Raw genomic sequence first — 13558 nt, 5'->3', positions numbered from 1 at the left:
ACTATTATCCTCTTTTCCATCTTGTTCCTTGCGCCGTATCTTCTAAAATAATATTTTTAGCCTTTAATTCATCTCGAATTTGATCTGCTAATTGGAAATTACGATCTTTACGAGCTTGAATACGATCTTGGATCAATTGATCAATTTCTTCGTCTAAAAGTTCAGCTTCTCCAAATGCAATGCCTATTGCAGCACCTAGTTCTTTAAACTCTTTAATAAAGGCTTCAATTACATCTGTAGACGTTGTTTGTTCTAATAAATACAAGTTAGCTTGCTTTGCTAGCTCGAACAGAACAGAAATGGCATTTGCCGTATTAAAATCATCATCCATCTCTTCAACAAAGGTCTCGCGAAGCTCTTTTAGCTTTTCAAACCATTCTGAAGCATCTTCTTGAAGATTTGTTGCTGCCTCTAGACGGTGAGTTAAGTTGCCGTAAGCTGTTTGCAGACGCTCAAACCCTTTGCGCGTATTCTCTAAAATTTCTTCGTTATAGTTAATTGGGTGACGATAGTGAACAGATAAAATAAAGAATCGAAGTAGGGAAGGATCATGCTTTTTAATAATGTCATGAACTAACACGAAGTTCCCTAGTGATTTAGACATCTTTTCATTATCAATATTGATATATCCGTTATGAAGCCAGTATTTCGCAAACGATTTCCCAGTGAGCGCTTCTGATTGAGCAATTTCATTTTCGTGATGAGGGAAAGCTAAATCCTGACCTCCCGCGTGGATATCAATTGTATCACCTAAATACTTGCGCGCCATCGCCGAGCATTCAATATGCCAGCCTGGTCTTCCTTGACCCCAAGGACTATCCCATGCAATCTCTCCATCTTTGGTTGCTTTCCAAAGAGTAAAGTCTAATGGATCTTCTTTCTTTTCTCCAACTTCGATACGAGCACCGGATTGCAATTCATCAATGGACTGATGTGATAATTTTCCGTATCCTTCAAATTTACGCGTACGATAGTATACGTCGCCCTCTGACTCATACGCATAGCCTTTTTTCACCAGTTCATCAATGAATTCAATAATGATATCCATATTTTCAGTTACGCGTGGATGCACATCGGCATGCTTGCATCCAAGAGCTGACGTATCTTCAAAGTAGGCATCGATAAAGCGGTTTGCGATCGTTGGAACATCTTCTCCTAACTCTTTTGCTGCCTTAATTAATTTATCATCCACATCTGTGAAGTTTGAGACATACTCCACGTCGTAGCCTCTAAATTCTAAATAGCGGCGCACCGTATCAAATACGATCGCAGGACGTGCATTTCCAATATGAATATAGTTATACACGGTCGGTCCGCACACGTACATTTTGACTTTGTTTTCTTCTAGCGGTACAAACGTCTCTTTTTGACGTGTTAACGTGTTATATAGCTTAATTGCCATGGTGAATCTTCCCTTCTTTTAATTCCTTTAATTGATTTTGCAGGTGTAAAATTTCTTTCTCTAGCTGTTTGAAACGCTCTGCATCTGGATCTGGCAAATCTTGATGATTCAAATCTTTTGGAATCCGGACGCCATTTTGAATGACGACTCGGCCAGGGATACCAACAACCGTTGAGTTTTCTGGGACGTCATTTAACACAACTGAGCCTGCTCCAATTTTGGAGTGCGCATGAATCGTAATCGACCCTAGCACTTTAGCACCTGTTGCAATTAAGACATTGTCTTCAATCGTCGGGTGACGCTTTCCTTTTTCTTTCCCTGTTCCTCCGAGTGTTACTCCTTGATATACTGTTACATTATCTCCAATTTCGCACGTTTCCCCAATAACAATTCCCATTCCGTGATCAATAAAAAAGCGGCGGCCAATTTTCGCACCCGGATGAATTTCAATCCCTGTGAAGAATCGGCTAATTTGTGAGATTACACGTGCCAGAAAAAACCACTTTCTTTTAAAAAGCCCGTGAGCGAATCTATGTGCCCAAATAGCATGCAACCCTGAATAGGTTAATATCACTTCAATATAACTTCTTGCTGCAGGATCTTGTTCAAATATGGCCTCAATGTCTTCCTTTAACAACTTTAGCATCATCTCACCCCAATTCCGCTATTCCTTTATCTACTCATTGATTGTATAAAAAAACGCCCCTATGTCAAATGACACAGAGACGTATATACGCGGTTCCACTCTGTTTGGATCAACAAACAATCCCAACTCTTCTCTCATAACGTGAAAGTAACCGCTTTTGCCTACTTACTTAGTAGCATTCAACAAAAGACTCAAAGGCGCACTTCAACAAGTTTTGTCATAGGTTACTTTCAGCCGGTGATAACCCTCTCTGATATGCAATGAACTTGCCTACTCTTCCTTCTCAACGATATCCATATTTGATTATTTTATCATATGGGCAAAATAGAAATTTGTTAACTATAAATGCTTTCTAGACGAGCTAAAACTGTTTCTTTCCCTAAAAGAGAAATAGCTTTTGGAAGCTCGGGACCGTGTGTTTCGCCTGTTGTTGCTACACGAATTGGCATAAATAGTTTTTTACCTTTTTGACCTGTTGCTTTTTGTGCAGCCTTTGTTGCTGCCTTAATTTCATCAGCGCTGAATTCTTCTAAGGAAGAAATCTCTTCAGCAAATGCTTTTAACACTTCCGGTACTTGTTCTTCAGCAAGTACTGCTTTTGCTTCTTCACTGTAATCAATTTCTTTCTTAAAGAACATTTCAGTAAGTTCAACAATCTCAGCGCCAAAGCTCATTTGTTCTTGGTATAGAGCGACTAAGTCACGTACCCATTGTTCTGTTTCTGCATCGCGCGTTTCTTCAACTTTTCCAGCTTTCACTAAGTGAGGAACTGATAAAGCTACTACCTCGTCTAAATCCAATTGTTTCATGTATTGGTTGTTCATCCAACGTAATTTGCTTGTATCAAATAGTGCTGGAGATTTTGACAAACGAGCTGGGTCAAAAATTTCAATAAACTGTTCTTTAGAGAAAATTTCTTCTTCTCCCACAGGTGACCAGCCAAGCATTGTAATAAAATTAAATAGTGCTTCTGGCAAGTAGCCTAATTCTTTATATTGCTCGATAAACTGAATGATTGACTCATCACGTTTACTTAGCTTGCGACGATTTTCATTTACGATTAACGTCATATGACCAAATACAGGAGGCGTCCAACCTAAAGCTTCATACACAAGAATTTGCTTCGGTGTATTGGAAATATGGTCATCTCCGCGTAGAACATGTGTCATCTTCATTAGATAATCATCAATGGCTACAGCGTAGTTATATGTTGGTGTACCGTCTTTTTTCACAATAACGAAATCACCAATGCCTTCAGACTCAAACGATACTTCATCTTTGACAATATCATTCCACTTAATTTCTGTGTTACTAGGAACACGGAAGCGAATGCTCGGCTCACGGCCTTCTGCTTCTAGTTCAGCACGCTGTTCAGCTGTTAAGTTACGGCACTTACCTGAATAGCGCGGCATTTGACTGTTCGCCTGCTGTTCTTCACGCTCTTTTTCAAGCTCTTCTGACGTACAGTAACAGTGATAAGCTAATCCTTTTTCAAGAAGTTCTTCCGTATATTTTTGATAGATTTCCGTACGTTCAGACTGGCGGTAAGGACCGTACTCCCCGCCTACGTCGATACTTTCATCCCATTCAATACCTAACCATTTTAAATAGCGCAGCTGACTTTCTTCGCCGCCTTCGATATTACGCTTTTGATCTGTATCTTCAATACGGATAATAAATTTACCGTTTTGATTTCGTGCAAATAAATAATTAAATAGTGCTGTTCTTGCATTCCCTATATGAAGATGTCCAGTTGGACTCGGGGCATAACGAACTCTTACTTCGCTTGACATAACTAAGATGACCTCCAATTTAATATTACTTATAGTATGTATTTATATGTTTTAGACATGTTCTAATTTTATCACCAAATAGGTATCTGTCAAAGTCAACTGTTTTTATTTTTGATAAACTAAAACGGCTGCTTGGGCAGCGATTCCTTCTTCACGTCCCGTAAAACCTAACTTTTCTGTTGTTGTTGCCTTGACGTTAATTTGAGAAATGCTTGCTTCTAACAGCTGCGCAATACGCTCTCTCATTGGTTCAATGTAAGGAGCCATTTTAGGTTTTTGCGCGATAATCGTGCAATCTACATTGCTTAATTCATAACCTTCATCTTTTAGTAGTTTCCATACGTGTTGAAGAAGCTTTGCTGAATCAGCATCTTTAAATTCAGGGTCTGTATCCGGAAAATGCTTTCCGATATCTCCTTTAGCCGCCGCTCCTAATAAGGCATCTGCGATTGTATGTAACAGCACATCTGCATCTGAGTGGCCTAATAATCCTTTTTCATACGGAATTTCTAAACCGCCGATGATTAAAGGTCTTCCTTCTGCAAATTCATGTACGTCGAAACCTTGTCCTACTCGAATGTTCATTTTTCCACTCCTTCAGTCCTGTTTAGCTTTGTTAATATAGCTTCTGCATATAACAAATCTTCTGGTGTTGTTAGTTTTATATTATCGTAATTTCCCTCTACAATCGATACTTTTTGTCCCGCTTTTTCTACTAAGCTTGCATCATCGGTGCCTAAGTATTCATTTGTTTTTGCTTTTTCGTGTGCATCCATTACTACATCAAAAAGAAAAGCCTGCGGCGTTTGAATAGCCCACAAGCTAGAGCGCTCAACTGTTTCAATGACAGTCCCCTGTTCCACACGCTTAATTGTGTCTTTTACTGGAACAGCCAGTACAGCAGCCTTATCACTAGCAGCTTTTTCTACTAACTCATGGATTGTGTTTTGTTGAACAAATGGTCGAGCGCCATCATGAATTAATACCATTTGAGCCTGCTTTAGACTTTTAAGGCCGTTATAAACGCTATGTTGACGTTCATCGCCTCCAACTGTCAATGATTGAACCTTTTGAATTGGATATTCAGTTAATAACTCTTCAAAAATCGCCACTTCTTTTTCGTTTACAACTAGTACAATTCCACTGCACCAAGGATCTTGTTCGAATTTTTGCAGCGTATGAATGATAAGCGGAACGTTTTGAATAGTTAAAAATTGTTTGTTCCGCCCCGCTTTCATTCGCTTCCCCTGCCCTGCAGCTAAAACGATAATTTCATACTTCATAGGTATACTCCCTTTACCTGTTACGTCACAGTGCTTTTTCTAATAACTTGGGTTTCGCAAAAATCATACGGCCTGCTGAGGTTTGGAGTACGCTCGTCACCAGTACATCAATTTGCTTTCCAATGTAATTTCTTCCTTCTTCTACCACGATCATTGTACCGTCATCAAGATAGGCAATACCTTGATTATGCTCTTTACCATCTTTTATAACCAACACATTCATTTCTTCTCCCGGAAGCACAATTGGCTTAACGGCATTTGCTAAGTCATTAATATTTAAGACGCCGACATTTTGAAGTTCACATACTTTATTTAAATTAAAGTCGTTTGTAACGACCAACCCAGAAGTCAGCTTTGCCAATTTGACCAGCTTACTGTCCACTTCTTGAATGTCTTCGAAATCGCCTTCATAAATTTCTACCTTCATTGCCAGTTCCTTTTGAATACGGTTTAGAATATCTAGACCTCGTCTACCTCTGTTTCGTTTTAGAACATCCGACGAATCAGCAATATGCTGAAGTTCCTCAAGCACAAAGCGCGGAATAACAATCGTTCCGTCTAAAAATCCTGTTTGACAAATATCTGCGATACGACCGTCAATAATAACGCTTGTATCTAAAATTTTAAGAGACTTTAGTGATTCTTCATTATCTGCTTCTTCTTCTTGCCCTTTTTTCTTCCCAATTCGAGATGGCATGGAAAACACGTTCACAAGCTCATCACGTTTTTTAAACCCGACTTGAAACCCTAAGTAACCTAAAAGAATACTTAGAAAGATTGGTAAAATGGTACTTACTACTTGAAGTTGAATTCTGCCTAAAAAAGCTCCGACCAAGTAGGCTACAATAAGCCCTAAAATCAATCCTAAGCTACCAAAAAGTACATCCGTTACAGGCGCCTTCAGCAACGCCTCTTCCACTCGGCGAATTAATTCAACTATATAATCAACAATCCAAAACGTGACAAGGAAAAACAAAATAGCTCCCAGTATTGCATCGACGTAAGGTTTTTCTAGAAATGCTACATCTTGCAGATTTAATAATTGAATAAGTTCAGGTATAAAAAAGACGCCCAATGTACCACCTGTAATAATAAAAAATAACTGTACAAAACGTTTTAACACGCCTTCACCTCCCTTTATCATTATAAACAGTTTACAATGATTGAAACCTGTTATTTAACCAAAAAACAGAATTTGTAAACAAACTGTCACTTTTTTTGTATTTTCACAATATCTTAATGAATCAAACATTTAATGTCAATTAATATCCTATAGCTGACGGTTTGTAAGATGCTGCTCTTTTAGTCTTTTTAGGCCTTCTCTAATTTTCCGTGCTCGAATTTCACCGATGCCTTCTACCTCATCCAATTCTTCTACCGACGCATCTGCTATCGTTTTTAAATCCCCTAATTCATCAATGAGATTTTCAATAATAATCGATGGAAGTCTTGGAATTTTATGAAGCATTCGATACCCTCTAGGAATAACGCTGTCTTCAAAGCTTGTATACATAGGATATCCCATTAAGCGAAGGAGCGTTTGGTCATCGAGAAGAACATTATTTGACGGCTGCTGCATGCGTTCAATCACTCGGTAAGGGTCAAAGCTGAGGTCATACATATAATCTTTGATTAATAAAGTTGCTTCTTCCTCTAAGTGAGAAAGCAGTTCATTCATTTGGAGACGAATTAGCCTTCCTTCTGTTCCTAACTCGCTAATATAGCTCAAAATTTCATTTTTAATACGCAAAACCATTTCTGTACGATGAAGCGACTGCAGCACATCTGTATGAGTTACTTGCTCTTCAAACTCCAATGCACTGAGACTTGTAATCGATTCATCTAATACCGCCTTGTACTTTTCAAGGGTTCCAAGCGCTTGATTCGCTTTTGCTAAAATAACGCTAATGTCTTTCAATACATACTGCAGAGACCCTTTGTAAAGCGTAATCACATTCCGTCTTTGTGAAATGGCTATCACCAATACACCTGACTGCTTAGCTACGCGCTCCGCTGTACGGTGACGCATTCCTGTCTGTGAAGAAGGGGTAGAGGGATCTGGCATGAGCTGAGCATTAGCAAACAATATCTTGCTTCCGCTGTCGTTTAAAATAAGCGCTCCATCCATTTTGGCTAACTCGTATAAATGCGCAGGTGTAAATGCACAATTAATCGAAAATCCTCCATCTACCATCTTTTTGACTTGTTCATTGTAGCCCATAACAATTAAGCCGCCCGTCTTTGCCCGCAAGACGTTATCGATACCGTCACGAATAGGGGTTCCTGGTGCTACAAACTGCAGAATTTCTGATATTTGTTTTTGACTAACTGTTGTTTTTTCTCCTTCCACTGCTTATCCTCCTAATGTATATTGCAGAGCCTCCGCTACTGTTGATACCCCAATCACATCAATACCATCTGGGACTTTCCATCCTCCTAAATTTTTCTCCGGAATAATAATTCGTTGGAACCCTAATTTTACCGCTTCTTGAACGCGCTGTTCAATTCTAGACACTCGGCGTACTTCGCCTGTTAATCCTACCTCTCCTACAATAACATCTGTAGCGCTAGAAGCAGCATCTCTGAAGCTTGAAGCAATGCTAACGGCTACAGCTAAATCGATTGCTGGTTCATCTAATTTCACTCCACCTGCTACTTTTAAATAAGCATCTTGATTCTGCAGCAGCATTCCTACACGCTTTTCTAAGACAGCCATGATAAGCGAAACGCGATTATGATCTACTCCTGTCGCCATTCTTCTAGGGTTTCCAAAGCTCGTTGGACTGATTAGCGCCTGCAGCTCTACTAATACGGGTCTTGTCCCTTCCATTGAAGCGACAACAACCGAACCTGCTGCTCCCTGAGACCGTTCTTCTAGAAAGATTTCAGATGGATTCAATACTTCTTCTAGCCCACTTTCTTTCATTTCAAAAATGCCCATTTCATTTGTAGATCCAAATCGGTTCTTAACCGCTCTTAATATACGATACGTATGATGGCGCTCTCCTTCAAAATAAAGAACCGTATCTACCATATGTTCAAGAAGTCTTGGACCCGCAATGGCCCCTTCTTTCGTTACATGACCCACAATAAAGATGGCAATGCCATTCGTTTTAGCAACACGCATTAGTTCAGCCGTACACTCTCGCACCTGTGAGACGCTTCCTGGCGCTGATGTCACATCAGCATGGTAAATGGTTTGAATTGAATCAATCACCACAAAATCAGGCTGCATGCTTGAGATGGCCTCTAGTATTAATTCTAAGTTTGTTTCTGCGTGAACATAAAGCTCTTCAGCTTTTACACCTAGCCTGTCCGCTCTTAACTTCGTTTGTTTGGTTGATTCCTCTCCCGAAATATATAGTACTTTATTTTGTTTCATTGCTAACTGCGCGGAGGTTTGCAAAAGTAAAGTAGACTTTCCGATACCCGGATCTCCCCCTATTAAAACGAGTGACCCTCTGACAATACCGCCTCCTAATACACGGTTTAACTCTGCAGAAGGTGTAAAAATCCGTGGTTCTGTTGTAGATTCAATCGCTGTAATTGACTGAGGTTTTTGAACTTTAGAAGCAGTAGCTCCGGAAAAAGCTCCTCGGCGTGATGATTTCGTTTCTTCCATTTCTTCCACCATCGAATTCCAGCTTCCGCATCCAGGACATTTCCCCATCCATTTTGCGGATTCATATCCGCAATGCTGACATGCAAATTTTGTTTTTCGTTTCGCCATTATGTTATCAATCTCTCCGTTCATTCAATCGATTTCTATCTCTATTGTACACTATTTCCTAAGCTAAAATAAAAAGGGAGGCATACGTGTTTTTTCGTATGCCTCGTCTTGGTTTGAGTAAATTTAGCTGATGCTGCTTGGAGCGGAGGATTTAACAATAAATTCTCCTTTGTCTACATCTAGCGTCACTTTCTGACCTTTTTGAACAACCCCTTTTAGCAGCTCTTCAGATAAACGGTCTTCAATATGTTTTTGAATTGCTCTACGAAGTGGACGAGCGCCGTATTCTGGGTCAAAACCTTCCTCTGCAATCTTATCAATTGCTTCTTTTGTTAATTCAAGATCAATTTCTTGCTCTTTTAAGCGTTTTGTTAACTGGTCCGCCATTAATTTAACGATTTCAGCTAAGTGAGGTTTCTCCAATGAATGGAAGACGATAATTTCATCGATACGGTTTAGGAACTCCGGACGGAATGCGCGCTTCATTTCCGCCATTACTTTTCCTTTCATATCTTTGTAGTCTTGGCCTTCTGCTTCTACTGTGAACCCTAAGTGCTTGCTTCGTTTTAATGTGTCCGCACCTACGTTTGATGTCATAATTAAAATCGTATTACGGAAATCAACTGTACGGCCTTTTGAATCTGTTAAGCGTCCATCTTCTAACACTTGTAATAAAATGTTAAATACATCTGGATGTGCTTTTTCAATTTCGTCTAAAAGAACAACTGAGTAAGGTTTTCTTCTTACTTTTTCCGTTAACTGGCCGCCTTCTTCGTATCCAACATATCCTGGAGGTGAACCTACTAAGCGTGAAGTAGAATGTTTCTCCATGTACTCAGACATATCGATACGAATCATTGCGTCTTCGTCGCCAAAGATTGACTCCGCTAATGCGCGTGCAAGCTCTGTTTTACCAACCCCTGTTGGTCCTAAGAAAATGAATGAACCAATTGGGCGTTTTGGATCTTTCAAGCCTGCTCTAGCACGGCGCACAGCTTTTGCAACTGCTTTTACCGCTTCTTCTTGCCCAATTACACGAGAGTGAAGAATCTCTTCCATGTTTAGCAGTCTTTCTGTCTCTTCCTGTGCCAGTTTAGAGACCGGTACACCCGTCCAGCTAGATACCACCATCGCAATATCTTCTACGGTTACAGCTGAGTTTTCTTTACCTTGCTGCTCTTTCCAAATTTTCTTTGTGTCTTCTAATTCTTCGCGTAGGCGTTGTTCTGTGTCGCGTAAAGATGCTGCTTTTTCAAATTCTTGACTTTGAACAGACGCATCTTTTTCATTGCGTACTGATTCTAATTTTTGCTCTAATTCCTTTAAATTTGGCGGCGTTGTAAATGAACGTAAACGCACTTTTGAACCAGCTTCATCAATTAAATCGATTGCTTTATCCGGTAAGAAACGATCTGAAATGTAGCGATCTGATAGTTTCACCGCTTGCTCGATTGCCTCATCAGAAATAGATACTCGGTGATGCGCTTCATAACGGTCACGAAGCCCTTTTAAGATTTGAATAGACTCTTCCAACGTTGGTTCATCCACTTGAATTGGCTGGAAGCGACGCTCTAACGCTGCATCTTTTTCAATATATTTTCTGTATTCATCTAAAGTCGTAGCACCGATACACTGAAGTTCTCCACGAGCAAGAGACGGTTTTAAAATATTAGAAGCATCGATAGCACCTTCTGCACCACCAGCGCCAATTAATGTGTGTAACTCATCGATAAAGAGAATGATATTACCTGCTTGACGAATTTCATCCATTACTTTCTTCAGGCGATCTTCAAATTCTCCGCGATATTTTGTACCAGCCACGACCGTTCCCATATCCAAGGTCATAACGCGTTTGTCACGTAAAATTTCTGGAACTTCATTGTTGACGATTTGCTGAGCCAAACCTTCAGCGATTGCCGTTTTACCGACACCTGGCTCCCCAATTAATACAGGATTGTTTTTTGTACGTCGGCTTAACACTTCAATAACACGCTGAATTTCTTTCCCACGTCCGATAACAGGGTCTAAGCTTCCTTCGCGCGCTACAACTGTTAAATCGCGTGCTAAGCTGTCTAGCGTAGGTGTATTGGCATTTGAAGAACCTCCGCCTTGATGGCTTGAAGCAGCTTCATTGCTACCTAATAAATGAAGTACTTGCTGACGAGCTTTATTTAGGCTGACACCTAGATTATTTAAAACGCGTGCTGCAACGCCTTCACCTTCACGAATTAAGCCTAGTAAGATATGTTCTGTTCCTACGTAAGAATGACCAAGCTTTCGGGCTTCATCCATTGAAAGTTCAATGACTTTTTTCGCTCGAGGTGTATAATGAATGGTCTGCGTTAATTCTTGGCCTCTGCCAATTAATGCTTCCACTTCTTTTTGAATTTTTTCAGTGCTTAGGCCTAGAGCAGAAAGAGCTTTTGCTGCAATTCCTTCACCTTCACGAACGATACCTAATAAAATGTGCTCCGTTCCAATGTTGTTGTGACCTAGGCGTAGTGCTTCTTCCTGTGCTAAAGCTAATACTTTTTGTGCGCGCTCTGTAAATCTACCAAACATCATATAATCGTCACCCTCCACGTTTAATTTGTGTTTTTATTTATAGTGAGACGTTCTCGAATTAAGGTGGCTCTTTTAATGTCACGTTCCTGAGGCTTTAGGGGCCCTCCCGAATACTTTTGTAAAAAGCCTGGCTGCGTCATAATGATAAGTTCATTCAATATATTTTGACTCAGTCCTTTTATATACCCTAAATCGATTCCTAATCGAACATCTGATAAACATTGTGAAGCTTCTTTGGACTCAATAATACGGCTATTGGCCAATACTCCATATGAACGATACACTCGATCTTCTAACTCTACATGAGATGTTTTAAACAGTGCGTCTCTTGCAGAGTGCTCTTGTGTAATTAACTGCTGTACGACACTATTTAAATCTGCCACAATATCTTCTTCAGATTTCCCTAAGGTTATCTGATTAGAAATTTGAAAGATATTCCCTAAAGCTTCGCTACCTTCTCCATAAATTCCTCTCACCACTAAGCCAAGCTGGTTAATAGCGGGAATAATACGATGAATTTGACGGGTCATCACTAAAGCCGGCAGATGCATCATCACAGATGCACGTAGCCCAGTACCCACATTTGTGGGACAGCTGGTTAAATACCCTCTATTTTCATCAAACGCATAATCTACGTATTTCTCAATCCAATTATCTACTTTATTCGCTGTGCTTAAAGCTTCAGATAATTGAAGGCCTGGAAATAAACATTGTATGCGTAAATGATCTTCTTCATTAACCATAATACTCAAATCTTCTTTTTCTGATAAAAAACAAGCTCCGTTGTTGTCTCCTTCAGCCAAGTTAGGACTGATAAGATGTTTTTCAACCAACACTTGCTTTTGAAGAGGCTGTAATTCGTTCATCTTTAGTAAATGCAAATTCCACTGATTGGTGTTCTCGCTTTTTTGAAAAACTTGCTCAAATACTCGAACCACTTCAACTGCTTGTTCTTTAGAAAAGAGAGTTGGAAAAAGATAATGAGTTAAATTTCGAGCCAGCCTGATTCGACTGCTTAGCACAATATCTGAATTCGAAGCTTCTTGACGCATCCAAGAGCTAACAGGCTGGGAAAAGAACAAATCCTGGGACATGAATTACGCTTCCTCCTCTCTCGATTCGTTCATCTTCTTTTCTAGTAATCGAATGTGATCTCGGAGTTCGGCTGCTTTCTCAAACTCCTCTTTTTCGATATACTCTTTTAAGTTCAATCTTAATGCCTGTAATTCCTTTTTTAAATGAAGATTACTTGCAATTCTTGCTGGTATTTTTCCATGATGTAGATAATTACCTCCATGCAGCCTCTTCAAGAAAGGAATAAGAGGTCGCTCAAATGTTTTGTAGCAATCTGCACATCCAAACCTGCCGATTTTAGCAAATTTTTGATATGTCATGCCACAAGTAGGACAAGAAAGAACGTCCTGACTTTGTTTCTTATAATTTTCAGTTACTGCTGGGTCTAGGTTAAGTAGGCCAGCTAGTAAGTTATTGATTGAAAAACCTTGCTGATTTGAAAAAGAAAATGCATCTCCATTTTCTGAAGCGCATTGTTCACATACGTGCATCTCCGTCTTTTCACCATTAATAATTTTTGTGAAGTGAAGAGTTGCAGGTCTCGTTTCACATTGCTGACAAATCATCCTGTCATCACTCCCTGTTCTAAATAAAATAGATCATGAGCTTATCGGTAGCGTAATGAATTAAGCATTGCTTTTAAAAGATTGGCTCTTAGCTCATCACGATAAGGAAGTTCAATATTAATAACTGAACGATTGATAACGCTCAACATGATTTTTGCTTCTCGTTCTGTGATGACTTTTTCTTCAACTAACCTAATAATGACATTTTCAGCACTTACTTGTGAAATTTCATTTTGAATCATCTCAATCACTTGCTGAAACAAATCCGCTGCATCATGCATTTTTACTTTTGCAATACGAATAAATCCGCCGCCGCCTCGCTTACTTTCTACAAGATAACCTCTCTCAACCGTAAAGCGGGTATTGATAACGTAATTAATTTGCGACGGAACGCATTGAAATTTATCAGCAATCTCACTGCGCCTTATTTCAACAATTTCTCTTTCACTTAATTCAAGTACTTGTTTTAAATACTGTTCGATAATGTCAGAGATATTTG

The 13558-nt window shown here is 39.6% G+C and carries 12 protein-coding genes and 1 other annotated feature (1 of these 13 running past the window's edge); all 12 genes read right to left on the bottom strand.

Annotated features, from left to right (window positions below; translation table 11 throughout):
- Positions 1–4: 4 nt before the first annotated feature.
- Positions 5–1402: a cysteine--tRNA ligase gene (cysS, locus tag MKX72_RS00570; protein WP_033580789.1), complete on the bottom strand. Its 1398-nt coding sequence runs from the start codon at positions 1400–1402 to the stop codon at positions 5–7.
- On the bottom strand, positions 1392–2048 hold the full coding sequence (cysE, locus tag MKX72_RS00565; RefSeq protein ID WP_025753192.1) for a serine O-acetyltransferase: 657 nt from the start codon (positions 2046–2048) through the stop codon (positions 1392–1394). The genes cysS and cysE overlap by 11 nt, the downstream gene beginning before the upstream one ends.
- 72 nt (positions 2049–2120) lie before the next feature.
- Positions 2121–2344 (bottom strand) — a binding site (T-box leader).
- A 39-nt stretch (positions 2345–2383) separates the two neighbouring features.
- Positions 2384–3841: a glutamate--tRNA ligase gene (gene gltX / locus MKX72_RS00560; protein WP_033580791.1), complete on the bottom strand. Its 1458-nt coding sequence runs from the start codon at positions 3839–3841 to the stop codon at positions 2384–2386.
- A gap of 105 nt (positions 3842–3946) precedes the next feature.
- Positions 3947–4426, bottom strand: coding sequence for a 2-C-methyl-D-erythritol 2,4-cyclodiphosphate synthase (gene ispF / locus MKX72_RS00555; RefSeq protein WP_013054903.1), 480 nt, complete (start codon positions 4424–4426; stop codon positions 3947–3949).
- Positions 4423–5124 (bottom strand): 2-C-methyl-D-erythritol 4-phosphate cytidylyltransferase, encoded by a 702-nt coding sequence (gene ispD / locus MKX72_RS00550; protein WP_028412657.1) that lies wholly within the window; start codon positions 5122–5124, stop codon positions 4423–4425. The genes ispF and ispD overlap by 4 nt, the downstream gene beginning before the upstream one ends.
- 25 nt (positions 5125–5149) lie before the next feature.
- Positions 5150–6247, bottom strand: a complete 1098-nt coding sequence (locus MKX72_RS00545) for a PIN/TRAM domain-containing protein (RefSeq protein WP_014462040.1) — start codon at positions 6245–6247, stop codon at positions 5150–5152.
- Positions 6248–6394: 147 nt separating this feature from the next.
- On the bottom strand, positions 6395–7474 hold the full coding sequence (disA, locus tag MKX72_RS00540; RefSeq protein ID WP_013054900.1) for a DNA integrity scanning diadenylate cyclase DisA: 1080 nt from the start codon (positions 7472–7474) through the stop codon (positions 6395–6397).
- A gap of 3 nt (positions 7475–7477) precedes the next feature.
- Positions 7478–8854 (bottom strand): DNA repair protein RadA, encoded by a 1377-nt coding sequence (gene radA / locus MKX72_RS00535; RefSeq protein ID WP_013054899.1) that lies wholly within the window; start codon positions 8852–8854, stop codon positions 7478–7480.
- A 123-nt stretch (positions 8855–8977) separates the two neighbouring features.
- Positions 8978–11419 (bottom strand): ATP-dependent protease ATP-binding subunit ClpC, encoded by a 2442-nt coding sequence (gene clpC, locus MKX72_RS00530; protein ID WP_033580792.1) that lies wholly within the window; start codon positions 11417–11419, stop codon positions 8978–8980.
- 20 nt (positions 11420–11439) lie between these two features.
- Complete coding sequence (locus tag MKX72_RS00525; RefSeq protein ID WP_013054897.1) at positions 11440–12513, bottom strand: protein arginine kinase; 1074 nt, start codon at positions 12511–12513, stop codon at positions 11440–11442.
- Positions 12514–12516: 3 nt separating this feature from the next.
- Positions 12517–13059, bottom strand: a complete 543-nt coding sequence (locus MKX72_RS00520; RefSeq protein WP_028412656.1) for a UvrB/UvrC motif-containing protein — start codon at positions 13057–13059, stop codon at positions 12517–12519.
- A 41-nt stretch (positions 13060–13100) separates the two neighbouring features.
- Positions 13101–13558, bottom strand: partial view of a CtsR family transcriptional regulator gene (locus MKX72_RS00515; RefSeq protein WP_013054895.1) — the 3' portion only. The gene runs 4 nt beyond the window's last position; only the last 458 of its 462 coding nucleotides appear in the window; its start codon lies off the right edge, out of view; its stop codon occupies positions 13101–13103.

Source organism: Priestia sp. FSL R5-0597, from assembly GCF_038006305.1.
GTDB classification, from domain to species: domain Bacteria; phylum Bacillota; class Bacilli; order Bacillales; family Bacillaceae_H; genus Priestia; species Priestia zanthoxyli.
The sequence above is the reverse complement of the archived record's forward strand: the minus strand, read 5'-3'. Positions and strand labels throughout refer to the sequence as shown.

Excerpts from the sequence above, each read along its gene's own strand:
- cysS (WP_033580789.1), bottom strand. The coding sequence starts at position 1,402 with ATGGCAATTAAGCTATATAACACGTTAACACGTCAAAAAGAGACGTTT.
- cysE (WP_025753192.1), bottom strand. The coding sequence starts at position 2,048 with ATGCTAAAGTTGTTAAAGGAAGACATTGAGGCCATATTTGAACAAGAT.
- gltX (WP_033580791.1), bottom strand. The coding sequence starts at position 3,841 with ATGTCAAGCGAAGTAAGAGTTCGTTATGCCCCGAGTCCAACTGGACAT.
- ispF (WP_013054903.1), bottom strand. The coding sequence starts at position 4,426 with ATGAACATTCGAGTAGGACAAGGTTTCGACGTACATGAATTTGCAGAA.
- ispD (WP_028412657.1), bottom strand. The coding sequence starts at position 5,124 with ATGAAGTATGAAATTATCGTTTTAGCTGCAGGGCAGGGGAAGCGAATG.
- radA (WP_013054899.1), bottom strand. The coding sequence starts at position 8,854 with ATGGCGAAACGAAAAACAAAATTTGCATGTCAGCATTGCGGATATGAA.
- clpC (WP_033580792.1), bottom strand. The coding sequence starts at position 11,419 with ATGATGTTTGGTAGATTTACAGAGCGCGCACAAAAAGTATTAGCTTTA.
- MKX72_RS00525 (WP_013054897.1), bottom strand. The coding sequence starts at position 12,513 with ATGTCCCAGGATTTGTTCTTTTCCCAGCCTGTTAGCTCTTGGATGCGT.
- MKX72_RS00520 (WP_028412656.1), bottom strand. The coding sequence starts at position 13,059 with ATGATTTGTCAGCAATGTGAAACGAGACCTGCAACTCTTCACTTCACA.